The sequence below is a fragment of the Paenibacillus sp. EPM92 genome (assembly GCF_016586185.1).
In the GTDB taxonomy this organism is placed as follows: domain Bacteria; phylum Bacillota; class Bacilli; order Paenibacillales; family NBRC-103111; genus Paenibacillus_G; species Paenibacillus_G validus.
The window spans coordinates 67,899-92,896 of sequence record NZ_BCPS01000009.1; the positions used below are offsets into that span (position 1 = coordinate 67,899).

Sequence of the window (24,998 nt, forward strand, 5' to 3'; positions counted from 1 at the left end):
CATAGTAAAGCGTTTACTTGCGCGTTAAAATGACAACAATTTAACCCCGATGGCACATTCTTAACGTGATCTGCGATTCGCTGCATGAAAAGGAAAAACTTTGCCAAAGACGAAGAAAAACCCGCCTTCTGAAGAAGGCGGGCTGCACGGAAGACGACCAGAGCTACTGGTCTTCGCCCTTGTCCAGGTTTAAGCGGAACTCCTGCGGAGTTACCGAATAGTACTTTTTAAACACCTTAATAAAATAGTTCGGATTTTGATACCCCAGCTGCAGCGCGATCTCATAGTTTTTCAACGCGGGGTTGGCAAGCATGGCGGCAGCCTGTTCCATCTTCAGCCGCAGTACGTAATCGCTTAGATTTTCTCCGGTTTCGAGCTTGTAAATACGCGATACATGAACCGGATGCATATACATATGATCCGCGATGGCCTGCAGCGAAACGTTCTCCACCAGATGCTTCTGCACAAAATGCTGGATTCTCCGCACGGCGTTCTCGCGCTCGTTCCTCGTTTCGTTCTCCATGCACTGCTGAAGCAGCCTGAACGATTGAAAGATCCATTGATGCAAAGCTGTGATCGAACGGCACGGCGTCAAACCGGCCACATCGGATAAAACCGGGCCAATCATATCGGCCAGCTCGCGCCCGTTTTTATGAGCGTAGGAGCTGAAGGAAGCGTAGATGGAGAAAAACACTTCCACCAGATGCTCGTGGGAATCCGCCCATTTCCGGTTTAGCTCCTCCCAGATCGCCGCTAACTTCTCCTCGGTCTGCTCCCAATTGCCGGACTCGAGCAAATGCACGAGCAGCGGGGGCTCGTAAAGCCGCTGCAGCGCATGTACTGGCATCTGCTCCATCTCGTCAGCGACATAAACTAACAGCCCGCTTTGACTGCCCACCCGTCTGCGGAGAGAGAACAAGCTGTCCTCGTACAGCCTCTTCACATCATGCGGGAACACCCCCCACTTGCTGATTAACGCCGAGACGGTCCCCTTCAAATAGTGGTTCACACTGAGCTGCAATTGGGAGGCCATCAGCCGGAGCTGGCCCGCCGCTTCTTCCATGAAGCGCTCGGCGGAAGCCTGCTCCGCCTTCTTCTCACTTGATAACGTCACCACGAATGCCAAATATCCATGTACGTCCTTGCATGACCAGAGCCGGAACCCGTCTTCGAATATTTCCTCCGCCATGTTCGCGACCGCGTATTCCATAAGAGATAAGCTGTACAGATCAAGCTCCGACAGCTGGCCTTCCATCCGGACGAGCAGCAGAGCGAACGGCTCCTCGCGCACAATGTCCATTTTCAGCATATCCAGCTTCTCCGCCAGGCGCGCAGCCGAATAGTTCATGCCCTGCAGCAGCTCATTCAACAATTCGCCCCTGAGCTTGGGGAGATTCTCCTCCAAGGTCTTGACCACCCGCTGGTAAGATTGATTCTCGTCTCGTTCCTTCTGCAGCGCTTCCACGGCGTTGCCAACCTTCAGCAGTACCTCTTCGTCGCTGATCGGCTTCAGCAAATACTCATAGGTATCGTGGGCAATCGCTTCCTGCGCATAGGAAAATTCCGCATGCCCCGAGAGCAGGATGCATTTGATCTTCTTCCAGCTGCGGCGAACCCGCGCGAGCAGCTCCAGCCCGTTCATGCCCGGCATCCGAATGTCGGTCATCATAATATCGATGGAATTCGTATTTAAAATCTCCAGCGCTTCACTGCCCGAATATGCCTTGAATACGGTTCCGATTCCAATCTCATGCCACGGAAGGGTGTCGGCCAGACTGTCGACGACGCTGGCCTCATCGTCGACGAGCAGCAACTGAAACATGTCTATTCCTCCTTGGATAAAGCGGTCTTGTCCTCCCAAATCAGTTCAACGCGAAATCCGTTTAGCGGTGATTGCGAGAAATATAAGCCGGACGTTCCTTCGTACAGGTGAATCAACCGCTGATGAATGTTCCACAAGCCGCAGCCCGTTTCTTCTTCCAAAGGCTCGGCGACTCTTCGCTGCAGCTCCTCCAGCTTGTCCGCCGAAATACCGACGCCGTTATCGTCGACAATAATCTTGTTGATCCCGTTCACCCGTTCGCCCTTCACTTGAATCACGCCGAATTGAAGGCTGTTTTCTACCCCGTGGATCACCGCATTTTCAACCAACGGTTGAATCAACAAGCGCGGAATTTCAAGCGTCTGCATCTCCTCCGGGATGTCGATTTCGTAGTGTAAGCGCTGTAAGCGGAGCGTCTGGATCATCAAGTAATTTTCGATCAGCTTGACTTCTTCCTTGAGCTTCGTCATCGTGCTCTCCAGCCTTGTCGTGTACCGGTAATATTCGCCCAGGTTCAGCGACATCGCCACCACCGCTTCCTTATCGCCCAGATTAGCCATGTTCTTGATATAAAATAAACAGTTGTACAAAAAGTGCGGATTGATTTGCGATTGCAGCTGCTTCAGCGTAGCTTCCCTCGAGCGGAGCGTTTCCTTATATACCTTCTCGATAAGCTCTTGAATCTTCTCCGCCATTTCGTTGAAGCTGATGAACAGAAAGTCGAATTCATTGTTCGGCTGCTGCTTGAGCCTGGCGGAATACTGGCCGTCCTTAATGCGCTGCACGCCCCGTATCAGCAGCTGAATGGGCCGCTGCACGTTTCGGTACAACAGCAGGGTAACCAGAAGACTCATCGCCGTCAGCAAGCCGATGGACGTATAAAATAAATTTCGGCTGGTAATGATGGGCGCGAAGATGCTTTCCAGCGGGACAATATCGACCAGATACCACCCGAGACTTTCGGAGCGAATATAATTGACGATATATTTCTGCTTGTTGAGCGATACGGTAATACTGCCGCTGTGCTGAAGCTCCTGACGGTCCAACTGCTCGACGACCCGGCCGACCAGCGTCCGGTCTGCCGTGTAGTTCAGGATCGGCTCCATCCCGGATTGATACAGGAAAGGCTCCCGCTTGTCCCCCTGCTTCAATAAATTCAGCATGTTCTTGATGTTATCATCCGTAAATCGAATCTCAATGTACAGGTTGGGAATATCCGATTCCTTGATTCGGGAAAAAAACGTTTGGTACATCCCGTAAGTAAGCGCGCTGCGATGCGACCACTTCTTCAACTCCGGATTCCGGAGATAGTTCTCGTCGTATTGGACCGAGTAATCGGTAGAGATGATCTCCTTGGAATCGAGCAAATATAAGATGATCTGATTGTTCCAGGCGCTTGTCGCAATTTGCATGTTCAGCATGTCGACAATCCGCATTTGCCGCTGCAGCTGAACGAGCGGCTTGCTCGTGTTCCGCCCGTCCAAATATTCTTTAATGCTGTAATCCCGACTGGCTGTCACCGAATATTTGGTTAATTGGTCGATCATCATCTCCATTTGGCTCATGAAGAAGGCAAGCCGGTTCCGGTTTCCTTCCTCCACCGTTTGGCGGACTACGTTAACGCTTACCTGATTCGAATACATGTACAAAAGAATAATCGGAATAAGCAAAGAAATGACGAGCGTGATGACTTTTCCGAACGTATTCATCGGCTCTTCTCCTTGTCGATGAGCGATTGAAAGCTGATGTTGGCCTTGTCCGCGGCGGCCTTGATATCTTCACCCAGCAAGCCCTGAATGACAATATCCCCGATGATCTCGCGGGCCTCGCCTACATTGATCACCTGCGGGCGGTCGTGCCCCACTCCGACCCGCATCGATTCCGTAACAACAGGAATATACGCAGCCGGAAACCCGGAAACGCCTTGAGGATCGTTCCATACCGACTGGCGGGCGCCGGGATTTCCCCGCTGCTGGGAATGCATCACGAGGTCTTTGCTCGTCGCCCACTGGATGAAGCTCCATGCCGCCTCCTTGCGGCCCGATGCGGCGCTCATCGCCAACCCCCAAGCGGTTATATTAAAAGGCTTGGCGCCGGCTTGTCCCGCAGGAAACATCGCATACCCGATCTTGTCGCCGATCGCCGATTGACCGGAATTGATGACATTGGTATAGATCGCGCTGGCATCGGTATACAAAGCCGCTTTGCCTAACGCGAAAACGCCTGCGGCTTGCTGCCAGCCCATATTAAAGACACCGGGGGGCCCATAATTTTTCAACAACCGGATATATCGGGTCATCCCCCTGATCGCTTCCGGCGTATTGATCGCCGCAAGATCATTCTTCTGAAAATCCCCGCCCTCGGAATACAGGAAGGAGGAGAGCTGCGTAACCAAAGCGTTTCTTTGGCCCCTGGCGACAAAGCCGTAAACGCCACTGGCCGGATCGTGCAGCCGGCGTGCCGCCGCTTCAAGCTCATCCAGCGTCCGGGGAACGGCCAGCCCGGCCTGCTCGAATAAATCCTTCCGGTAATATAAAATTTGCTGCTCGGTAGACAGCGGGATCGAGGTTAACCGCCCCCCGGTTGTCGTCGAATCGATGGCCGATTGAAAGAAATCGTCAAAGTCATAGCCCGGATCTCTTCGTACGTATTCGTCCAAGGGCTGCAGCCATCCGTTCTTATCAAACAGCCTGAGCTCTTCCAGCGGGCGGATCATGAACACATCGGGACTTGAACTGCCCGCCGTAAGCTGGACCGAGAGCTTCTGGCTCAGCTGTTCATTGGTAAAGCTGAGCAGATCTACTTTAAGGCCGGTTTGGGCTTCAAATTCCGGAAGCAGGGACTTGATCGTATCCGCGGCCGCGCTGTTCCCCATATAGACCGTGATGCTTTGTCCGGTAAACGGGTTGCCTGCTGCAGGGCTAGTAGGATCCGAGACGTCACGGTCCGCGGCGGCGCTGCAGCCGATCACCGCACCTGCCGTCAGCAGCATGCAGCTAATTAGAGCGATCCGGCGAGTAGCCTTCATAGACATCGTACCTTTTGGCCTCCTAAACATGCTTACTATTCATTTTATGGGCTTTCTTAAATTTAGATATGCTATTTATTTAACAATGGGGATATTAAATTAGCAACGTGGAACCGGCAGGAAACATTCTCCATATGCGCACCCGTCCAATAAAAGAATGAAAACGCCGCCCCCCTAGGGAACGACGTTCGATTACAAGGAGCGGTCCGCTCTAGCTTCCGCCTTAGCCGCGCACCGGGCGTACTGCTCCGGATCGTTAAAGCTGAGCGCGAAATCGATGTCCAATCCGGCTGCGGCCAGCTCCTGTTCCGTCGCGAAGTCAGCCCCGATCTCATGCAGCCAGCGAATCAAGCCGGTGGAGCCCCCGCGGATTCGCGCTTCCACGGACGGCAGGCACGTTCTGCGGTACAGCCCGTGCAGCGGATGCGCCTGTTCCCCGGCACACGGGATGACCGCCGGTGCAGCGCCCGCTTCGAGCCGCCGCAGCAGCCACGCCGCGACCCTCGACGAGACGAACGGCATGTCGCATCCGACGACCCAATGATAATCGTGCGACGAACCCGACAAAGCCGCATGCAGGCCGCTCATCGGCCCCTTATGCGGGATGATGTCGGCGATCAGCTCCGCGCCAGATCCGACCGCTGCAGCGTAAAGCTCCGGTTCGTTCGCGACGACGACGACGCTGTCGCAAACCTTATGCATCTCCGCAACCGTACGCCCGATCAGAGGCTGCCCGGCGATCGGCATCAGCCCTTTCGCCTGCCCCATACGCGTATTGAGGCCGCCGGCCACGATGACGCCCTTCAACATACGGCGCTTCATCGCTTCTCCTCCTGCCCGCCCGCGATATCGAGCCCGAATTTGTCCGCAACGACGCGAAGCAGCGCCTCCGTGTCGTCGATCGCCACGATAGGCGTTCCCCCTGCATGGGGGGCGGCCTGCTCCGGAGCAAGCCATGCCGCGACGGCGATCGGATGGGATACCCGGCCGATCAACGCCAGATCCCCGGCTTCCCGGACGATCACGATTTTCGGGTAATCCTCGGACTTAAAGCCCTCCACCACCACGATATCCAGATGCGCCATCCGCTGTACCAGCTCGTTCAAGGCAAGCGGCCGCTGCTCCAGGATGAACGTCCGCCCTCCGCCGTCCGAGGTGATGGCCACGGCCTCCGCTCCCGCTTCGCGGTGCTGCCATGTATCCTTGCCCGGCAGGTCGATCTCGAAGTCGTGCGCATCGTGCTTGATCGTACCGACCGAATACCCGGCCGCGCGGAACAGGCGGATGAGACGGCACGTGAGTGTCGTTTTGCCCGTATTCTTATACCCGACGACTTGAAAAACCGCTTTCGTTGCCATCCGATTCCTCGTCCTTCCGCCTCTAGCCTAATAGCAGCACGTCGACCAAATCCCCCGGTTGAAGCCCGCTGCCTCCGGCCGGGATCACGATGAGCGCCGTCGTATCTTTAATGGAAATGAGGCTGCCCGATTGATTGTGCCGATGCGTGACCGCATATACTCGCCCTTCGACAAAAGACAGTGTCCCCCGCACATAACGGGGATAGTTGTTCACCTTCGGAAACCCTTCGCCCAGCAGCGCGCGGATGCGCTGCAGCGCCGGACCGGCCGTTCCCTGCATCGCCGCCAAGGCCGGACGCACGAACAGCTCGAACCCGACAAAACAAGCGCCCGGGTTGCCCGAAAGCGCGAAAATCAGCTTCCCGTTCAACACGCCCACACTGGTCGGACTGCCAGGGCGCATCGCCACCTTCGTAAACAGCGTCGTCCCCTCCCAGGAGACAAGCCAGTCGGCGAGCACGTCGTAATCCCCGACGGAAACGCCCCCGCTCGTAATAACGGCGTCGGCTTGCGCCAGCGCTTCAAGGATCGCGGCCCGCACATGCTCCAGCTCATCCGCGGCCGTCTCCAGCACGAGCGGGATGCCGCCCAACGCGCGCACCCGATCGGCCAGCATCCAGGCGTTGCTGTTGCGGATTTTGCCCGGTTCCAGCGGCGCGTCCGCCGGCAGCAGCTCGGAGCCCGTGGACAGGATCGCGATCGTCGGACGGCGGTATACCGACACTTCCGTGATGCCGAAGACGGCGAGCAGCGCAGTCTCGCCTGCGCCTATGACACGCCCTTCTTCCAGCAGCAGCTCCGCTTCGCTCACCTCCGAACCGATCCCGGACACGTTCGTGCCCGAAACAAGCGGCTTCATAACCGAGATGCAGGCCGCACCGTCCCGCTCGATCGTCTCCGTCATCTCAAACATGACGACCGTATCCGCTCCTTCGGGCAGCATGGCCCCGGTCATGATTCTCGACGTTTGGCCGCTGGCCACAGGGCGCTCCGGCACGCAGCCGCACGGGATGTGCTCGACGACCTCGAGCACGACGGGCGTGTCTCTGCTAGCCGCGGCGAGATCCGCCGCCCTTACCGCATAGCCGTCCATCCCCGACCGGCGGAAGGCCGGATACGGATGCGGTGCGGCGATCCGCGCCGCCACCCGTCGGCCGGACGCTTGCGCCAGTGGAACCGTCTCTGTCTCCAGCACGCGAACATGCGCTTGAATGCGGTTCAGCGCTTCTTCCACCTGAACGGTGTCCCGGTTGTATTTCCCGCTTAGGTTCGGCATCCTTCCGTTCCCCTCTTCGCTTTCTTCGACTTGTTAACAAAATTTTATCATTCCGCTTGGTAAAAGGACAGCGTTTATCGCACAAAATGTTGCCGGCGTATGCCGCTGCAAACATAGCGGAGCTGCGACGCTTGGTTAGCGTATCCTCCGCCCTTCGCTTTGCTTCTTTTCAACCCGGCTCGCCTTCCCTTTCTTCCCGGTCGCAGTATACATGCATCGCTTTTTGCAAGAAAGCGGCATACCCCGGCTTGTTCTTATCGAGGTTGGCAGTGAACCGACCATCGGTCACGTACAAATCCCCGAGACCGCGGAAAATCTCCAACGTACAATCTCCCCCATTCATCGTAATCCATCACGTAACGTGAGGGTCAAGGATAAGAAAAAAGCAGAACCGTATTTCCGTATAGGAAATGCGTTCTGCTTGCTTCTTCGTCCAATCTTACTTAAACGCAGGCACAACCGCGCCATTGTATTTATCGTTAATAAACTTCTTCGTATCTTCGGAATTCAGCGCTTTCGCCAGCTTCTGGATCGCATCCGAATCCTTGTTGTCCGGACGGGAGACGAGAATGTTCACATACGGCGAATCCTGGCCTTCGATGAACAGCGCGTCCTTCGTCGGCACGAGCTTCGCTTCAAGCGCATAGTTCGTGTTGATGAGCGCCAGATCGACTTCACCGAGCACGCGCGGCAGCATAGCGGCCTCAAGCTCTTTAATGGTCAGCTTTTTCTTGTATTCGACGATATCCTTGACAGTCCCCTTGACGCCGACGCCGTCTTTCAGCTTGATCAGGTTGTTCTTCTCCAACAGCGCAAGCGCGCGGCCTCCGTTGGACGGGTCGTTCGGGATCGCGACGGTGGCGCCGTCTTTGAGCTCCTCGATTTTCTTAATCTTTTGCGAGTAAGCGCCGAACGGCTCGATGTGGACGCCGGTGACGGTGACGAGGTTCATGTTTTTATCCTTGTTGAACTGCTCCAGGTAAGGCGTATGCTGGAAGAAGTTGGCATCCAGCTGCTTTTCGAACACCTGTACGTTAGGCTGCACATAGTCGGTGAATTCTTTCACCTCGAGGTTAACGCCCTGCTCCTTCAGCTTGGCTTTGACCGAGTTCAAAATTTCAGCATGCGGCACAGCGGTTGCGCCGACCTTCAGTGTGACTTCTTTCTTCTCTCCGCCTGCGGCGCCCGCAGCGGGGGTGTTCGCGCTTGGCGCTGCTTCCTTCTGGCCGCAAGCGGCGATTGTGAAGGCGAGTACAGCGGATAATGCGGTAATCATGACTTTTTTCATTTCGAATTCCTCCCCATTTTTAACTGAACGATATCTATTTAGTAAATCCTTATTTCCGCTGGTATCTCCGCACGAGCCGGTCGCCCAGAGTTTGCAGGATTTGAACTAACGCGAGCAAAACGAGCACGGTGACGATCATCACCGTCGTTTGGAACCGCTGGTACCCGTAGCGAATCGCGAGATCGCCAAGACCGCCGCCTCCGATAACGCCCGACATCGCCGTGTAGGAGACGAGCGTCACGGCCGTGATCGTGATGGCCGCGATCAAGCCGGGACGGGCTTCAGGCAGCAGGACGCGGCTCACAATCTGTCCGTACGACGCGCCCATCGCCTGCGCCGCTTCGATAACCCCGCGGTCGACTTCGCGCAGCGCCGTTTCGACGAGCCGCGCGAAGAAGGGCGCGGCTGCAATCACGAGCGGCGGGATTGAGCCGGGAACGCCGATCGAGGTGCCGACAAGCAGCTTCGTGAACGGAATCACCATGATCATCAGGATGATGAAGGGTACGGACCGCAGCACATTGACGACCAGCGAGAGCACGCCGTACACCGTCCCGTGCTGAAGCATCTGGCCGCGCGAGGTCAGAAAGAGCAGGATGCCCAGCGGCAGCCCGATCAGCACCGTGAAAACGGTAGACAGCCCGAGCATGGTCAGCGTATCGAGCGTGGCACGGCCGATCTCCGTCCAATCGAGCTCCATCAGCTTATCCATAGCGGATCACCTCCACATCGAGACCGCGGCTGCGCAGCAGGGCTACCGTCTCCTCCGCGTCCGCCCGGCCGCCTTGAATTTCGACCACCATCTGTCCGTATGGCGTGTCCTTGATCCGGGAAATCGTCCCCTGCAGAATAACGAGCGGCACGCTGGCCTCCCGCATCGTTTCATACAGAATCGGCGCATACGTCTGTTCGCCCAAATACGTGATCCGCACGATCGTCCGCTCGTGCGCCGGCGAAGAGGCGGCCTGCAGCGGCTCCGAGCTGTCCGACAGCTGCTCCACGAACTCGCGCGTCGTCGGATGCTGCGGCTTCAGGAACACATCGGTCACGGGCCCGAGCTCTACGATTTTACCGCCGTCGATCACCGCCACCCGGTCGCAGATGGAGCGGATCACGTGCATCTCGTGCGTGATGAGCACGATCGTAATATGCAGCTTGCGGTTAATATCGAGCAGCAGCGCCAGAATCGAATTCGTCGTCTGCGGGTCCAAGGCGGACGTCGCCTCATCGCACAGCAGCACCTTCGGACTCGTCGCGAGCGCACGGGCGATGCCGACCCGCTGCTTCTGCCCGCCGGACAGCTGCGCCGGGTATTTCGCGCCATGCTCTTCCAGCCCGACCAGCTGCAGCAGCTCGCGCACACGGCGCTCCACCGCGCCCGGCTGCTGCTTCGCGAGCCTTAACGGGAACGCGATGTTATCCGCAACGGTAGCGGAAGAAAGCAGATTGAAATGCTGAAAGATCATCCCGATCGAGCTGCGCTCCTGCTGCAGCCGCCGGCCGTTCAACGCCGTCATCTCTACCCCGTCGACGAATACTTGTCCGCCTGTCGGCTGCTCCAGCACGTTAATCGTGCGAATCAGCGTGCTCTTTCCGGCGCCGGAGTGCCCGATAATCCCGAAGATTTCGCCTTTGTTGACCGTGAGATCGATATTCCGCAGCGCCGCAATGGAACGGTCGCCGACCTGGTAGGTTTTCGATACGTTGCTCAGTTGGATCATGTCTTGTCGCACCTCATATGTTAAAGCACTGGCGTATAATTCCTAAGGGTTTGGCTAAATGGTGCGCCGATCTCATAGAATTTATACGCGAAGGGTATCCCCCATGCCATATGGCCCTTGGGCCATTAAATCTTTGATATGATACTAGCAAATCAGCCACCTGTCAATACCCTAGATTTTCCAACAACAGAAAAGACATTCCCGGGTACGAGAATGTCTCCGCTGTACGGATGACTTAATTCATACTAATTTAATAGGAATAGTGATATAATAGCACCGCGCATTTTCCCCTGTCAATAGACCGCTTTACCGCTGTTCCGCAGTTAACCGTTCATACAGGAAGTCCACGACGTGCTCCGCCTTCATCCGCTCCGTCATGCCTTCCAGCACGTGGCTCACATCCTTCACCCGCTCGGCAAAATCCTTCGCCGCCTCCGCATACGCCGGACCATCGTGCAGCAAGTGCCGTACTATCGCGGGATACAGAGGCAGGGGCGTTGGAGCCCCGCCTACGGGGACCGGACGCAGCCGGGCGGGCAAACGCAGTCCGTCCACGGAAACGGCTTTTAGTAAAATGTGTAAATGATTTGTTACATAAATGAAATCTAATTTTCATCTGTCTTTAAGCTTCCCCGCCTATAATAGAACTCGACCCCCTTTTGATATATAAACTTTTAAGACCCGCAAGCCTTGCGCTCGCGGGTCTCTTTCTGTCTTGCCCACCTGCTCGTTCTCTGTTCTCTGTTGTTTTGTTGCCCTGCCCCTCTGTTTCTCTATTCCATCGTTCCCCATGACGTCCTGGGCGAAGATCGCAACCCGACGATAGTCTTGATATAATGAACAGTAACTTACCACTGTGCAAAGGATGAGATAGCGGCGCATGGCATTCGGAATTAAACGAGAAGAATTGACGGCGTGGAAGGAAGCGGTGACGCGCGGGGAAATCGCTTATTTGACGCATTATTGGCTGGACCCGCGGTTTCCGGGCATTACGTCGGTGACCAAGGTAGGTTGTGCGGATCTCGAACGACTCGAGGCATGGTGCCGCGGCAACGGCCTGAATCCCGCGTATATCCATAACCGCCCGCCCTATCCGCACTACGATCTGATCGGACCGAAACAGAAGGAAATATTGCGCCGGGAGCGGTTATGGGATCATTTGGAGCGCTTTAAGCTGTTATAAACCAGACACGGGGCCGCGGCGGGGAGCAGGCGGCAAGAAAGGCAGCTCCGGCTCACTGTTCTTCGCTCGGCACAACCCTGGCCTTAATCGTGTCGAAAGGAACCGGTGTATAGTCCCAATGCTCGACGCTAACGTTGACGTACTGTGTCCCCTCGTACTTTTGCCCGTGGATGTGACCGTGAATGTTCACGTAGGGCATATGCTTGTTCATGTACATCGGCTCGTGGGACAGGAAGAAAAATCCGCCGTACACGATCGGATACTCGCTCACTTCATCGAACCCGGCGTCGAGCCACCAGCGGCGGCCGCGGCCCCGGTCGTGGTTGCCGAGAATCAGCACTTTGTACCCGTTAAGAGCGGACACGATCTGCTTCGTTTTCTCCATATTTAAGAACGAGAAATCGCCCAGATGAAACACCTGATCGTCCTTCCCCACCACAGCGTTCCACTTCTCCGTCATGACTCGCGTCATCTCTTCGCTACCGGTAAACGGCCTCGATTCGAAATCGATAATGTGCTTGTGGCCGAAGTGATGATCGGAGATCATAAATACGTTCGCCATCGTATCCCCCCTGTCGATCCTTAATACTGCCTCTAACCATCGGTTCCCTCATTCGATCCGGAATCGCATCGCAGCCCGGCACCGGTTACGCCCCTACCGGAGGCAGCTCCTCGCCCCGCTTGATTCGCTGCACGCCGTCCTCGCATACCCCGTACGGCTCCCAAGGGCAGCCGGCGCAGATCCGCCCGATGTCGCCTGCCTCCATCGTCTCATCGACCGCGCCGCATACGTCGGCCCAGCTCATCTCGCGGCCGACCCGCAGCCCGAGCTTCTCCAGCACGCGCGAATCGCGATGCGCTACGCTCGTTTCTTCGCAGTGTGGGGGCTTGTCCTTCGGATATGCGGCGCAGATGTCGTCCGGCCCCTCCACCAGCACGACCCGCGTCTGCGTCTGTTCACGAAGCCGCTCATAGATCGCCGTCATGTTGGTGCAAAAGTCGGGCGAGTAGCCCATCCCCCGGTAGCCTAGCAAACATAATAAATGATGCCCTCGAAGTCGAATCATCCGGTGTCCCATCCTTCCCCTTACTTGCGGTCCGTGGTGTCATGAAACAACAGGCTGCCCCGCGGGCAGCCTGATCTTCTCTTACTTATATTGGCGCCAGTCGAGACCGCTGTTGTTCAGCAAATGATCAAAGTCGTTCTCGAGACGCTTCTCTTCGGCCTTGCGGGCTTCCGCCGCTTTTTGCTTGGCGGCTTCCTCGCGTTTAGCCGCTTCCGCTTTCATATCGTCCGCCTGCGCCTTCAGCTTGTTCACGATATCCGGATTCAGAAGATCCTTCAACGTGGCCGGTTTATCGGAAGTAGCCGGCTGAGCGGCGGATGTCGGCCGTTTTTTCTTGACCATATCCATCACCTCGGTTTCATCCACATTATAGCAGGTTTCACCGGGTCGCACTACTGCGCGGTCCCCCGGCAATGGTTCGCATTTACTTATTAAAAATACATCGCTTGCTAAAATATAGTGAATTCATTACTCTTAGATTTAGAACATGAATCGGAGGTGCGAACCATGAAACTCGGAATTTTGGATCAATGCCAAGTCGGCGAAGGACAAACCGCCGCGGATGCGTTGAAGGAAACGACGCGGCTGGCGCAAGAAGCGGACCGGCTCGGCTATGCCCGATACTGGGTATCCGAGCATCACGGCAGCAGGATGCTGGCCTTCTCCAGTCCGGAGGTGCTGATCGCTCACCTGGCCGCGGCGACCTCGCGCATCCGTGTGGGCTCGGGCGGCGTGATGCTGCCTCATTACAGCTCTTATAAAGTGGCGGAAAACTTCAAGCTGCTTGAGGCGCTTCATCCGAACCGCATCGATCTCGGACTCGGCCGCGCACCGGGAGGCATGCCGCTGGCGACGCGAGCGCTGCAGGAGCATAAATATGTAGACACGGACCGCTATCCCCAGCAAGTCGCCGATTTAACGGGGTTCTTGTACGAATCGCTGCCTCCCGATCATCCGTACGCCAAATTGCAGGCGGCGCCTTCGATCGCAACCGCTCCCGACTTGTGGCTGCTCGGTTCAAGCGATGAGAGCGCCAAAATCGCGGCCCAACAGGGGACAGCCTACGGATTCGCGCAGTTCTTCGGCGCGCCCGGCGGGGAAGCGGCGATCCGGTATTACCGGGAGCACTTTCAACCGTCGAGCTTGAACGATCGTCCGCGAGCCCTTGCTGCGGTCCTGGTCGTATGCGCCGATACGGAGGACGAAGCGAACCGGTTGGCGACAAGCTCGGATCTGTTCTTCCTTCGCTTGGGCAGCGGCCTCGACCAGCATGCCTTCCCTTCCGTACAGACGGCTATGGACTATCCGTATACGGAATACGACCTGCTGCGCATTCGCGGGGCCCGTGAGCGCCGCTTCGTAGGCACGCCCGACCGCGTCAAGGCCCAACTGCTCGATTTTGCCGAGCGGTACGGCACCGATGAACTGATGATCGTCTCCCCGATTCACAACTTCGGCGCACGCGTACACTCCTACCGTCTGCTGGCCGACGCCTTCGGGCTTCCGCAGACGCCATGAACCGAACAAGCGACCGCTCCCCGATACAGACCGGGAACGGTCGCTTGCTCGATCTATCCGGTCCCGGCGACTTCCGCCCGGGATAACCGACTCTCTTTTAACCTGTGTATAACCTCGATTGTGGATATGTTAATGAATGTACTAAAACCTATGCACAGGAAGATGAGATAGCCTGTTAGTAATGTGTATAAGCCTGTGAATAACGCAGGTCATTTCCTTGTCATGGATGCGGACGATCGTCTTGCCGCCGACCGGCAGCCGCCCCATGGACTGTTCACAGCTTCCTTACATTTCGGCTTGCTGGCCCGCATCCTGCTGCACCGCCGATTCCGGTTTGGCCTCCCGCCACGCCGGTACGCGCTTGCTGTTGTGCGCGCCGAGCATCATGCCGGTGCCGAGAGCGGTACATTCAAGCGGATGCTCGGCAATATGTACGGGAACCCCGGTCTCCTCGCGGATCCGTTCATCAATTCCTTCCAGCAGAGCGCCGCCTCCGCACAGCAGAATCCCCTGCTCCACCACATCCCCGGCAAGCTCGGGCGGGCACCGCTCCAACGTCGCGCGAATAGCTTCGACCAGCAGCTGCAGGAAATCATCCACCACCGTGTATATTTCCCGGGAGCTCAACTGGATCGAACGGGGCAATCCGTTAATCACATCCCGCCCCTTAATGCCGAGAGTACGTTCTTCGGAGGAAGCACGGGCCGTTCCGATTTGTTTCTTGATTTCTTCCGCCGTTCGTTCCCCGATCTCCAGGTTGTACTGCCGTTTCACATAATCCATAATATCTAGGTCAAGAGACATCCCTGCCCGGTTCACCGTATGGCTGGCCACAATGCCCCCGAGCGACAAGATGGCCACTTGACAGCTGCCTCCGCCAATATCGAGCACCAAATGACCGATCGGCTCGTCAATCGGAAGTCCTGCCCCAAGCGCAGCAGCCAGCGGTTCCTCGACCGCAATCGCCCGTTTGGCTCCCTTATGGACGATCGTTTCTTCAACGGCCCGCTTTTGCACATTGGTAATGCCGCAAGGCACGGAAATATATACTTGAGAGCTTCGCAGCAAAGACGAGCGGCCTTGTATTTTTTTGATAAAATGCTGAAGCATGCTGCTGGTCAGATCGAAATTGGCGATGACGCCATTCCTCAAGGGATAGGTGATGTCGACATGAGCGGGAGCTCGTCCGATCATCGCTTGCGCCTCCGCGCCTACGGCCAGCAATTCGCCGGTGCTTTGATGAAAGGCGACTACAGACGGTTCGCTCAGCACGATGCCTTTACCCTGCTCGAAGATCACCGTGTTTGACGTTCCTAAGTCAATACCGTATAACTTGTCAAATCGTTTAAACATGAAACTTCTCCTCCTTTATTGGAAACCCGATGCGCGATTTGGAGGTGGATCAGCCGGATCTTCTATAGTATTCTGCTTCACTTGCAAATTTGAGGGGTAACTAGCAAAAATCGTGAAAATCTTCAAATATTTTTGACAAAATACGACAGATCGTTTATTTTTAAATGATATAGAACTAAATACCTACGGCAAACTCGTTCGAAAGGCGGGGACGCAAAGCCACAGGTCTTCCGCAGTTTCTGCGATGATGGCTGGGTTGCAATTTAAGACACTACCTTTCGGTAGTGTTTTTTGCTTAGTGGGCGGTTTGTCATTCACAAGGTATGGATCAAAACTATCGTGGATGGGAGCAGCTATTTTGTTTACAAGAACTTCTTCACCTGTCGTTTCATTCTTTTACCTGGTCCTGTTGCTGGTCTTAGCTTGTTTGGGAAACATCATGAACCTGTCTCTATTTTATGGAGTCGACTTTATATTCGGCAGCATCTTTGTATGGCTCATCATGAAGCTCTATGGATTTAAATGGGGATTGATCGGGTCTATTCTCGCAAGCAGCGCTACCTTAATTTTATGGAATCATCCGTATGCTATGCTGGTCTTTATTGCAGAGACGATATTCGTCGGCCTCTTCTACCGGCAGAAGATCAGCAACTTCGTCTTCCTGGTCGCGTTGTTCTGGATCCTGCTGGGCATGCCGATGATCTGGTTATCCTATCATTATGGATTGCAGATGGACGCTACGGCTACGTTGACAGTTATGCTTAAGGATGCTGTCAACAGTATTTTAAATGCTTTGATTGCAAGCCTTATCCTCACTTATTTGAGGGCTCCCATGGGGACCGGTCGAACCTCCAAAAAAACGTCCCGTTCTTTGTACGATATTCTTTTTAACATTTTTGTCGCCTTAATCGTCTTTCCCCTGCTGCTTGTCATGATCATGGTGAGCCGAGAGGAGATTAAGAAAACCGATGCGGCGATTCAGGAAGCGGCGGAACGCCAATCGGAAATCATTGAGAACGATATCAGCAACTGGAGAAACGTTCATGTGTCGGCTGTCGAGCAATTTTCCAATCTCGCGGCTGAAACTGATCTGAACGATGCAGAGGCTCTGCAGAGGCTTACTGCTCATTTTAAACAAATTTTTCCTGATTTTCATAATATGTTCATCACCAATGCTGCAGGAACAACCGTAACCTTCTATCCCTTACATAATATGAACGGCCAACCTACGCTCGGTTTGAACTTCTCGGACAGGCTGTACTTTATACAAAACAAAGAAAGCTTACAGCTTGTCATTTCCGATGTTTTCGCTGGAAGAGGCGGCGTGTCCGAACCCGTCGTAAATATCAGCGCTCCGATCATGAGCGGCCGGCAGTTCCAGGGCATTGCCGGCGGGGCCCTGGATCTCGGTTATATTAGCCAAAGAATTCAAGCACTCACAACATATACGAACATCCATGTTACCATCGTGGACCGCAACCGGCACGTGATCGCCAGTACCCGTTCCGCGAATGCCGTTATGCAGGAATATGACTGGAAAAAAGACGGCGAGATTCACGACTTGAAGGACGGCTTCTACTATTGGCTCCCCAAAAATATCAAAAATCCGATGAAACGGTGGGGAAACTCGTCATACATCAAGATCACGCCGTTATCAGGCCTTGGGGACTGGACCGTCATCGTGGAATCGTCGTTTGCGCCTTATCAGAACGGATTGTACAAGTCCTATATCAAAACACTTACGATCCTGTTGATTTGCGGACTGATCGCAATCATTACGTCCTTCTTCATCAGCCGTTCGATCGTAAGGCCGATCATTCGGTTAGCGCATACGACAACGGACTTACCCAATAAAATATTGGAGAAAAACGCCGTTCATTGGCCCAGCAGCCTATTGACCGAAATTACGATTCTCATTGCGAATTACCGGATCATGGCCGAGAGACTTCACTACATGTTTCGTGAAATTCAGCATCTTGCCTATTACGACCATTTAACAGGCCTTCCCAACCGGGTGCTGTTCAATCAGGAATTGGAAGTTTCGTTAGAGCAGAGTAAACGTAACGGGCAGACGGCAGCCATCCTTTTTATTGATTTTGATCGTTTTAAAGTGATTAACGATACCCTTGGACATCGGAACGGCGACCTTCTGCTGCAGCAAGTCGCGGAAAGGCTGAAAGGCAGCATCGAAAGCAATGATTTCCTCTCTCGTATGGGCGGAGACGAATTTACTGCGGTATTCCCGAACATGACCCGTGAACAAGCCGCCCAAGCCGCGCAAAGCATGCTTGATCTGTTTACCGCTCCTATCCTGATTAGCGGTCACGAAGTGTTCATCACCCCCAGTATCGGAATCAGCATGTATCCGGACGACGGGGAAGATCAGGAAACGCTTCTTAAGAATGCCGATCAAGCGATGTATGCCGCCAAAGACAAGGGCAAGAACATGTATCAATTTTATACGTCCGAAATGGATGAGGCTTCCTGCAATCAAATGACGCTGGAAACCATGATGCGTAAAGCGTTGGATCATGGCGAATTCGAGCTTTACTATCAGCCCAGAATGAATGTAAGGTCAGGAACGTTCAGCGGGCTGGAAGCCTTGATTCGCTGGAGACATGCGGAACGCGGCTGGATTCCTCCGACCGATTTTATTCCTCTGGCTGAAGAGACGGGGCTGATCAATCCGATCGGAGAGTGGGTTTTATATACGGCTTGCGCGCAAAATAAAGCTTGGCAGGATGCCGGATATCCGCCATTTTCCGTTTCCGTCAACCTGTCCGTCAGACAATTCCGGGAACAAAACCTTGTCGAGCTCATCCCCCGGGTACTGCGGGAATCCGGACTGAAGCCGCAATATCTGGAGCTGGAAATTACGGAGAACCTCAGTATGCATCATATGGAATATGTGCTGTCGATATTACATGAGATCAAAAGGTTGGGCGTCAAAATATCCATGGATGACTTCGGGACGGGCTATTCTTCGCTCAGCTATTTAAAAAAGTTTCCGATCGACCATCTTAAAATCGATCAATCCTTCATTCGGGATATCCAGGATCACAAGGAAGACCATTCGATTGTTAAAGCGATTATCGATATGGCGCACAGCCTTGGGATGATTGTCGTGGCGGAAGGCGTAGAAACAGAGGCTCAATCGGCCTTACTGCGCGAGATGAAGTGCGATGAGATTCAGGGCTATTTGATCAGTAAACCTAGTTCAGTAGAGGACATCGAGCACTTCCTGCAAACGGTCAAATTCTGATATCGCGACAAAATAAGAGGCAATCAACGCGTTTCCACATGATTGCCTCTTATTCATGAAGAGTTGGTTTAATCAGGCATGGCTTTTCTCTAAAGAAGCATCGTCGGCAACGGTTCTTTGTTTGCTTACTTCGATACGCCGGATACGATGGCTATCCTTCTTTAAGACAACGAAGGTCAACCCGTCATAAGTCCAGGATGTGCCGACTTCGATATCCGGATTGGCCGCGAATAGCCATCCCCCGATGGTGTCAACGCCATCGTTCTCCAAATCGCTACCGAACAGGTCGTTCACTTCACTCAAAAGCACCTTGCCGTCTAAAATATATTTGTCATCCTCAATTTTTTCGATTTCCTTGGCTTCATCGGCATCGAATTCGTCACGAATTTCTCCCACAATCTCCTCAAGGATATCTTCCATGGTGATCAGTCCCGACGTACCGCCGTATTCATCCACGAGAATCGCAATGTGAACCCGTTCTTTTTGCATTTTGGCCAGCAGCGTATTGACTGGCATGTATTCGGGTACCGTAAGTACCGGATGGACCAATTTATTGAAATCGAATGAATCAGGATTGTTATCATAAAGCAGGAAAAAATGTTTGGTGTTCACTATTCCCACAATATTGTCCTTGCTGTCCTTCGCTATAGGAAACCGCGTGTATTGCTCGCGGCGAATGATTTCCAGGTTTTCCTTCAATGTATTATTCGTATACAGACAAATCATGTCCGTTCTCGGAACCATGATTTCTCTTGCCAGCATGTCATCGAAAGCGAAGATGCGGTTCACGTAACCGTACTCCGTTTTATTGATTTTCCCGCTTTGATAGCTTTCCGAAACAATAATCTGAATCTCTTCTTCGGAATGCGCTTCCTCATGTTCCTTGGCCGGCTTTAAACCGACCATACGAATAAGGGCATTGGCCGACCCGTTTAATAACCAGATGAACGGATACATGATTTTATAAAATAACATGATCGGTTTCGCGACCAGCAAACTGATTTGCTCCGCCTTCTGAATAGCTAACGTTTTCGGCGCCAGCTCGCCAAGCACGACGTGAATATAGGTCATCAGAACGAAAGCGACAAGGAAGGATATTAAGCTGCTTACTTCAGCCCCAAGACCGAACGCATCAAACAGCGGATGCAGCAATTTCTCAACGGTCGGTTCACCCAGCCATCCAAGTCCCAAAGCCGTAATCGTAATCCCCAATTGGCACGCGGAAAGATACCCGTCGAGATTACTTTGAACTTTTTGCACCGCGATCGCATTATTTCGTCCTTCCGAGACCAACTGGTCTACCCGGCTGCCCCGTAACTTAATAATGGCAAACTCCGTCGCGACGAAAAATGCGGTAAGCAAAATAAGAACGGCTACAAGAAACAAATTTAGGCCCATATCAACCTTCCTTAGTCTATAATATTAGGATCACTCACATTTGAGAGTTCTTATGAACTTATTATTTATTACGTCTTATGAATAATAAAACGGTATATGGGGCTGAATTCACCCTGTTTACGTTCTTTTCGTATTAAAGTTAACCCTAACAGGCATTTTTCATTCATTATCTCCCTTTGACAAACTCATACGAAACGTTTTATGATGAGTTCAATTGAACTCATAAAGATTGAAATGATGTAGAAGGAGAAGTTTTCATGGAGACTTTCACATTAACGCGTAAAGAAATGGCGATTATCCTCCTCTCCTTGAAAGGAAGAGCTACCCGATCTCCCCTCACTGTTCTGCAGGAGGCATGGAAAAAAAACCACCAGGCGGACATGGAGCACGGCACATCCCTATCCGCTTTTCTTTCTACCCATCTTCCCCCCGTGCTTGAGAAAATGATCAAGCATAATCGGGTTGAAGGCTTTTCTCTGCAAGACATCGTCTCTCTTGGCAATCAAATCGAATATACCAATATGTCCATTACCTCGATGCAGAATTGGGTAAAACGAGATTTCAAGGATTTTTTAGGTTCTCCCAAAGTAGGCAAAAAATATTCGGTCGATCAAGCCGCCATGCTTTTTATCATAGACGATCTCAAGAACTGCCTGGATTTCGAATCCATCCGGAAGCTGTTTGAAATTATATTCCAGCAGCCTGACGACGAGACTGACGACCTGCTGGCGCCTGCTGACTTATATGCGACCTACTCCCGTCTGTTCGAAGAGCTTGATGCAAACAACGATCAGCTGCTCGACGTTCAAGGACATGACTCGGGCAAGCGCAACCATGACGCTTTAACGGAATCGACCATTCGCCAGAAGGCGAATCAATTTGCGTGCAGCATGGAACATTTGAACCCTCAGCAAAGGGAAGCCGTCCGAAACATGCTGATGATTGCCATGGTCTCTGTTCAGACCGCTTATTTCCACTCCTTGGCGAGAAGGTATTTAAACGCTACGTTATTTCTTCATAACTTGAATTAACCGAAACTTTACGCGATGACTCCGTATCCGCAAGCAGTAAGGAAAACACAAACATCCCGATCCGCTTGTTACCTGGCGGATCGGGATGTTTGTTTGGATAAGCTGTGAGCCGCTGCGGCTTGTATGCTCCGTATTAGGAACGAACCTTGTTTGTGACAACGCCCAACTGCGGACTGCGAATTTCGATCTTGTCTCCCGGCTGAATCTCAAACGGGCCTGCGGGTGTCCCCGTCAGAATAATATCCCCCTGCTCCAAGGTAATAATGGAAGAAAAATAAGCGAGGATACGGGCAAAAGAGAAGCCCATCTCGGAAGCGGACGCCGATTGCTTTAATTCTCCGTTCTGGTAACTTTCGATACGAATGGAAAGCGGATCGTCCACCTTAACGAATGTCCCGAGCGGGGTGAACGTATCATAAATTTTCCCTTCGCCCATCACCTTCGGACCGACGGCCGTTAAATCGTTGGCGATTGCGTACCCGCCAACCGCGGACAAATCGGCCATTTCCTCCTCGGTAACGTTACGCAAGGTACGGTTGACCAGCAGGGCAATTTCCACCTCTGCAATCACTTTCTCAGCCTGGCTCGGGATTTGAATCTCCTGACCGTCGCGTACAATCGTTGTCATCGGCTTCAGGAACAGATGAGGAACGTGATCCGGCGGGAAATTCTTCGCTTTCAGCAATGCCGGATAATGGGGCCCGATGCCGATTATTTTTGCCATGGTCTTGTCTCCTTTCATAAATCAGGAAAAAATCGAAATGAAAACCTCTTTAGGATACACTTATTCTTCGCCAGGCTGCAAATTTTTTTCAATATGGGCTACCGGGCCATCCCCTTCGTTGACTGATCCTTAAGCGTTGTCTACGGCAAATCGCTGAACTTCTTCCAGCGTCGGCAATGAACTTTGCGCGCCCGGGCGAGTGACCGTGATGGCCGCTACGATTTGCGCCTGCTTGACCGCCATATCGATATCCCGGTTCTTCACGTAGCTTGCCGTAAAGCCGCCGATGAAGCTATCTCCTGCAGCCGTCGTATCCTTTGCCTTCACTTGATGGGCCGGATACAGCTGGAAACGGTCTTTATCCACATAGCAGCACCCCTTGTCGCCCAGCGTGACCAGAACCGCTTTCACTCCTTTGGCCAGAAGGGACCGGGCCGCTTCCTGGAAACTACGTTCATCCGCAATCTCCATCCCGGATATTTCCGACAATTCATGTTCATTGGGGATCAAGATATCGACGTTCTTCAACATCTCTTCCTCCATGATTTTCGCTGGAGCCGGATTTAAAATGGTTGTTTTGCCGGCTTCCTTCGCCAATTGAAGGGCGCAGTTTACGGTTTCCATGGGAACTTCCAGCTGCAGCACGACCATCTCGCATTGTTCGATAACGTGTCTTTGGTTCCGGATATCGTCCGGCGTCAGGTCAAAGTTCGCCCCCGGGACGACAACGATATGGTTTTTCCCGCTTTGGTTCACCGTCACTAATGCGACTCCCGTTCTATTCGGAGAAGTTAGAATATGCCGGGCATCTACATTACTTTCTTTCAAAGAATCGAGCAGGGCGGAAGCATAAGAATCCGCTCCGACTTTGCCGATCATACCGACCGAGGCCTGCAGCTTTCCGATCGCTACCGCTTGATTGGCGCCCTTGCCGCCGGCAATTTCCGAGAACCCTGTTCCCAGAATGGTCTGGCCTTCATGAGGCATTTCCTCGACATTGATCACAATGTCCATATTCAGACTTCCAATAACTACGATATTTGGATTCATAAGCTCGTGTCCTTTCTTGTTGAATCTCTCGGGATTAAGGTTACCTCTAATTCATGAACCTTATTTTCCACATCGACCCCATTGACTTTCTGAATAAGCAGCTTGGTTGCTAACGCGCCAAGTTCATAGATCGGCTGGGCGACGGTCGTGATTTCCGGTTCGACAGCCTCTGTCAGATGAATCCCGTCAAACCCGCAAACAGCCACTTGCTCCGGTACCTTGATTCCCATCCGAAGCAGCGTCTTTAATACGCCTACCGCCATCAGATCATTACCTACGAAAATCCCGTCGACATCCGGGTGCCGCTGCATTAACTCTTTCGCCGCAGACATTCCGCCGTCCAGACGAAAATTCCCCGGCACCATCAAGGTCGGCGTGTACCACCCAAAATCTTTAACCGTCTCCTCGTATCCTCTAAGCCGCTCTTTGGCCGTTAAGATCTCCTGCGGACCGTAGATATGCGCAATCTTCCTGGATCCCCTATCCAGTAAATGCCGGACGGCCATCCTGGCCCCTTCCAAATTGTTCGAACGAACAACGCTGCACGCTTCTCCAACAGGAGCACGATCCAGCACCACGAATGGGATCTTGTTGCTTCTCAAGCGGACGACGTCATCCCTTTGCAGCGTATGTGAAGAGAAAATAATGCCATCGACATACCGCTGCTTCAAAACCTCGATGTACGACTTCTCCTTGTCTCCCTGATCGTCCGAATTGCCAAAAAGTACGGTATACCCATACGAACGGGCCACATCCTCGACAGCTCTCGCCAATTCAGGGAAGAACGGGTTCGTTATATTCGGGAGTATTAGGGCGATCGTTCCCGTCTTTTTACTCGCCAGCCCTCTTGCAACAGCATTGGGTTCATACTGCAATTTCTGTATGGCCTGTTTCACCTTGTGTTCGGTTTCTTGATTCACATAGCCATTCTTGTTCAATACGCGGGATACCGTTGAAGCGGACACCCCGGATAATTTCGCTACATCCCGGATCGTTGTCACTGACAGCCCCCTTTCCCAAACGGGTGCATGATAGCCCCAATAATATGAAACCGGTACCACATGAAGTAAAAATAGACCTCGACCAATCCAAATCAAGGAAGAGCCGGAACTCGATTATTCGGCTTACACGGGTCATGAAACCGGTACCATACTTTATGTTTACGAGTATACGTTGGAATCATTTTACTGTCAACACCTATCCATGAGGCTGCCCATACCGCTGGTTTCCCTTAGGGAACCGGTACCACATCAACGGCACAAGCAAAATGAAAAAGCCACTTTCAACAAGTGGCTTACGGAAGTATTATTCAGGACGCTCCATGGCAAACATGGAGCCTAGCTTGGCATAATAATTACCTGCCATGCGACTGACCGGATTCAGTTTGCCGGGATCGATATAACCGTTCACATAGACGTCCTCCGCCAGGTGGAAGCGGACGACGCGGACGATCAGCAAATCGCAGGCGGGTTGACTGCCGGCACCGCCAAGCGGTATCGCTTGTTCGAGCAAGCATTCCATACGGATTTTGGCTTCCTTCACCCCCGGTACGCCGATCGTTTCACTGGCAACCGGCGTGAAGCCCGCCCTTGCAACTTCGCTCTCGAACGGGGGTAAATTGGCCGCCGTTTCATTCACTTGGCCGATGATCGATTCGTCCGTAATATGAATAACCAGGGCGCCGGCCTCAATCGCGTTCCTCGCCGTATCTTTCATCGCGCCTTGGTTCCGCTGAACAGCTACTGAGAGCATAGGCGGCTGGCTCGCTACAATCGAAAAGTAACTGAAAGGAGCCGCATTCAATACCCCGTCCTTCGATAGCGTAGTCACCAACGCGATCGGCCTGGGGACGATACTCCCGATCAACAGCTTATAATTGTCCCGCTCGCTTTGAGCGGCCGGATCTATAGATATCATCG

General features: G+C 53.3%; 24 protein-coding genes and 1 riboswitch. Of the genes, 4 read left to right on the forward strand and 20 right to left on the reverse strand.

Annotated elements, in window-relative coordinates; genetic code table 11:
- Positions 1 to 163 precede the first annotated feature (163 nt).
- The 11 genes from JMF85_RS01530 to JMF85_RS01580 all read right to left on the reverse strand — a co-directional run bounded on the left by JMF85_RS01530 (position 164) and on the right by JMF85_RS01580 (position 11,048).
- Positions 164 to 1,822, reverse strand: coding sequence for a response regulator (locus JMF85_RS01530; protein WP_201317627.1), 1,659 nt, complete (start codon positions 1,820 to 1,822; stop codon positions 164 to 166).
- 2 nt (positions 1,823 to 1,824) lie between these two features.
- Complete coding sequence (locus JMF85_RS01535; protein WP_127606768.1) at positions 1,825 to 3,531, reverse strand: sensor histidine kinase; 1,707 nt, start codon at positions 3,529 to 3,531, stop codon at positions 1,825 to 1,827.
- Entirely contained in the window at positions 3,528 to 4,856 is a 1,329-nt protein-coding gene (locus JMF85_RS01540; protein WP_230876176.1) for an ABC transporter substrate-binding protein, read from the reverse strand. The genes JMF85_RS01535 and JMF85_RS01540 overlap by 4 nt, the downstream gene beginning before the upstream one ends.
- A gap of 186 nt (positions 4,857 to 5,042) precedes the next feature.
- A complete protein-coding gene (gene mobA, locus JMF85_RS01545; RefSeq protein ID WP_164751774.1) occupies positions 5,043 to 5,672 on the reverse strand; it encodes a molybdenum cofactor guanylyltransferase in 630 nt (209 codons plus the stop codon).
- A complete protein-coding gene (gene mobB / locus JMF85_RS01550; RefSeq protein WP_054795771.1) occupies positions 5,669 to 6,208 on the reverse strand; it encodes a molybdopterin-guanine dinucleotide biosynthesis protein B in 540 nt (179 codons plus the stop codon). Before mobB ends, mobA begins: the two co-directional genes overlap by 4 nt.
- 22 nt (positions 6,209 to 6,230) lie before the next feature.
- On the reverse strand, positions 6,231 to 7,484 hold the full coding sequence (locus JMF85_RS01555; RefSeq protein WP_201317628.1) for a molybdopterin molybdotransferase MoeA: 1,254 nt from the start codon (positions 7,482 to 7,484) through the stop codon (positions 6,231 to 6,233).
- Positions 7,485 to 7,653: 169 nt separating this feature from the next.
- Positions 7,654 to 7,827 carry a TipAS antibiotic-recognition domain-containing protein gene (locus JMF85_RS01560; protein WP_155615011.1) on the reverse strand — a complete coding sequence of 58 codons (174 nt, stop codon included), beginning with the start codon at positions 7,825 to 7,827 and terminating at the stop codon, positions 7,654 to 7,656.
- A 96-nt stretch (positions 7,828 to 7,923) separates the two neighbouring features.
- Positions 7,924 to 8,772: a MetQ/NlpA family ABC transporter substrate-binding protein gene (locus JMF85_RS01565; RefSeq protein ID WP_155615010.1), complete on the reverse strand. Its 849-nt coding sequence runs from the start codon at positions 8,770 to 8,772 to the stop codon at positions 7,924 to 7,926.
- A 49-nt stretch (positions 8,773 to 8,821) separates the two neighbouring features.
- Positions 8,822 to 9,484, reverse strand: a complete 663-nt coding sequence (locus JMF85_RS01570) for a methionine ABC transporter permease (protein WP_054795768.1) — start codon at positions 9,482 to 9,484, stop codon at positions 8,822 to 8,824.
- On the reverse strand, positions 9,477 to 10,493 hold the full coding sequence (locus JMF85_RS01575) for a methionine ABC transporter ATP-binding protein (protein ID WP_054795767.1): 1,017 nt from the start codon (positions 10,491 to 10,493) through the stop codon (positions 9,477 to 9,479). The genes JMF85_RS01570 and JMF85_RS01575 overlap by 8 nt, the downstream gene beginning before the upstream one ends.
- Before the next feature lie 306 nt (positions 10,494 to 10,799).
- A complete protein-coding gene (locus JMF85_RS01580) occupies positions 10,800 to 11,048 on the reverse strand; it encodes a hypothetical protein (protein WP_155615009.1) in 249 nt (82 codons plus the stop codon).
- A gap of 325 nt (positions 11,049 to 11,373) precedes the next feature.
- Between JMF85_RS01580 and JMF85_RS01585 the strand changes: the two genes are divergently transcribed.
- Positions 11,374 to 11,676, forward strand: coding sequence for a hypothetical protein (locus JMF85_RS01585; protein ID WP_127606756.1), 303 nt, complete (start codon positions 11,374 to 11,376; stop codon positions 11,674 to 11,676).
- 52 nt (positions 11,677 to 11,728) lie between these two features.
- On the opposite strand, the gene JMF85_RS01590 is transcribed toward JMF85_RS01585, so the two are convergent.
- The 3 genes from JMF85_RS01590 to JMF85_RS01600 all read right to left on the reverse strand — a co-directional run bounded on the left by JMF85_RS01590 (position 11,729) and on the right by JMF85_RS01600 (position 13,085).
- Complete coding sequence (locus JMF85_RS01590) at positions 11,729 to 12,238, reverse strand: metallophosphoesterase (RefSeq protein WP_127606754.1); 510 nt, start codon at positions 12,236 to 12,238, stop codon at positions 11,729 to 11,731.
- Between the two features lie 85 nt (positions 12,239 to 12,323).
- The gene (locus JMF85_RS01595; protein WP_155615008.1) at positions 12,324 to 12,743 is read right to left on the reverse strand and encodes a DUF1284 domain-containing protein; all 420 of its coding nucleotides are present in this window, start codon (positions 12,741 to 12,743) and stop codon (positions 12,324 to 12,326) included.
- An 81-nt stretch (positions 12,744 to 12,824) separates the two neighbouring features.
- The gene (locus JMF85_RS01600; protein WP_127606852.1) at positions 12,825 to 13,085 is read right to left on the reverse strand and encodes a YqkE family protein; all 261 of its coding nucleotides are present in this window, start codon (positions 13,083 to 13,085) and stop codon (positions 12,825 to 12,827) included.
- A 165-nt stretch (positions 13,086 to 13,250) separates the two neighbouring features.
- On the opposite strand from JMF85_RS01600, the gene JMF85_RS01605 reads away from it, so the two are divergent.
- Positions 13,251 to 14,261: an LLM class flavin-dependent oxidoreductase gene (locus JMF85_RS01605; RefSeq protein WP_127606750.1), complete on the forward strand. Its 1,011-nt coding sequence runs from the start codon at positions 13,251 to 13,253 to the stop codon at positions 14,259 to 14,261.
- Positions 14,262 to 14,546: 285 nt separating this feature from the next.
- Here the strand turns inward: JMF85_RS01605 and mreB are convergent, their stop codons facing one another.
- A complete protein-coding gene (mreB, locus tag JMF85_RS01610) occupies positions 14,547 to 15,614 on the reverse strand; it encodes a rod shape-determining protein (protein ID WP_127606748.1) in 1,068 nt (355 codons plus the stop codon).
- Positions 15,615 to 15,791: 177 nt separating this feature from the next.
- Positions 15,792 to 15,878, forward strand: a riboswitch (cyclic di-GMP riboswitch).
- Between the two features lie 175 nt (positions 15,879 to 16,053).
- Here mreB and JMF85_RS01615 point away from each other — a divergent pair.
- Positions 16,054 to 18,876, forward strand: a complete 2,823-nt coding sequence (locus tag JMF85_RS01615) for a bifunctional diguanylate cyclase/phosphodiesterase (protein ID WP_236595702.1) — start codon at positions 16,054 to 16,056, stop codon at positions 18,874 to 18,876.
- 72 nt (positions 18,877 to 18,948) lie between these two features.
- Here JMF85_RS01615 and JMF85_RS01620 read toward each other — a convergent pair whose 3' ends face one another.
- Positions 18,949 to 20,274, reverse strand: coding sequence for a hemolysin family protein (locus JMF85_RS01620; RefSeq protein WP_127606744.1), 1,326 nt, complete (start codon positions 20,272 to 20,274; stop codon positions 18,949 to 18,951).
- Positions 20,275 to 20,531: 257 nt separating this feature from the next.
- Here JMF85_RS01620 and JMF85_RS01625 point away from each other — a divergent pair, with 257 nt between their 5' ends.
- Positions 20,532 to 21,305: a DUF1836 domain-containing protein gene (locus JMF85_RS01625; RefSeq protein WP_127606742.1), complete on the forward strand. Its 774-nt coding sequence runs from the start codon at positions 20,532 to 20,534 to the stop codon at positions 21,303 to 21,305.
- 133 nt (positions 21,306 to 21,438) lie between these two features.
- Here JMF85_RS01625 and JMF85_RS01630 read toward each other — a convergent pair whose 3' ends face one another.
- The 4 genes from JMF85_RS01630 to JMF85_RS01645 all read right to left on the reverse strand — a co-directional run bounded on the left by JMF85_RS01630 (position 21,439) and on the right by JMF85_RS01645 (position 24,996).
- The gene (locus tag JMF85_RS01630; protein ID WP_054799122.1) at positions 21,439 to 22,029 is read right to left on the reverse strand and encodes a fumarylacetoacetate hydrolase family protein; all 591 of its coding nucleotides are present in this window, start codon (positions 22,027 to 22,029) and stop codon (positions 21,439 to 21,441) included.
- Positions 22,030 to 22,158: 129 nt separating this feature from the next.
- On the reverse strand, positions 22,159 to 23,079 hold the full coding sequence (gene rbsK / locus JMF85_RS01635) for a ribokinase (protein ID WP_269103094.1): 921 nt from the start codon (positions 23,077 to 23,079) through the stop codon (positions 22,159 to 22,161).
- Positions 23,076 to 24,080, reverse strand: a complete 1,005-nt coding sequence (locus JMF85_RS01640; protein WP_201317631.1) for a LacI family DNA-binding transcriptional regulator — start codon at positions 24,078 to 24,080, stop codon at positions 23,076 to 23,078. Before JMF85_RS01640 ends, rbsK begins: the two co-directional genes overlap by 4 nt.
- Positions 24,081 to 24,384: 304 nt before the next feature.
- Positions 24,385 to 24,996, reverse strand: coding sequence for a flavin reductase family protein (locus JMF85_RS01645; RefSeq protein ID WP_155615005.1), 612 nt, complete (start codon positions 24,994 to 24,996; stop codon positions 24,385 to 24,387).
- Positions 24,997 to 24,998: the final 2 nt, after the last annotated feature.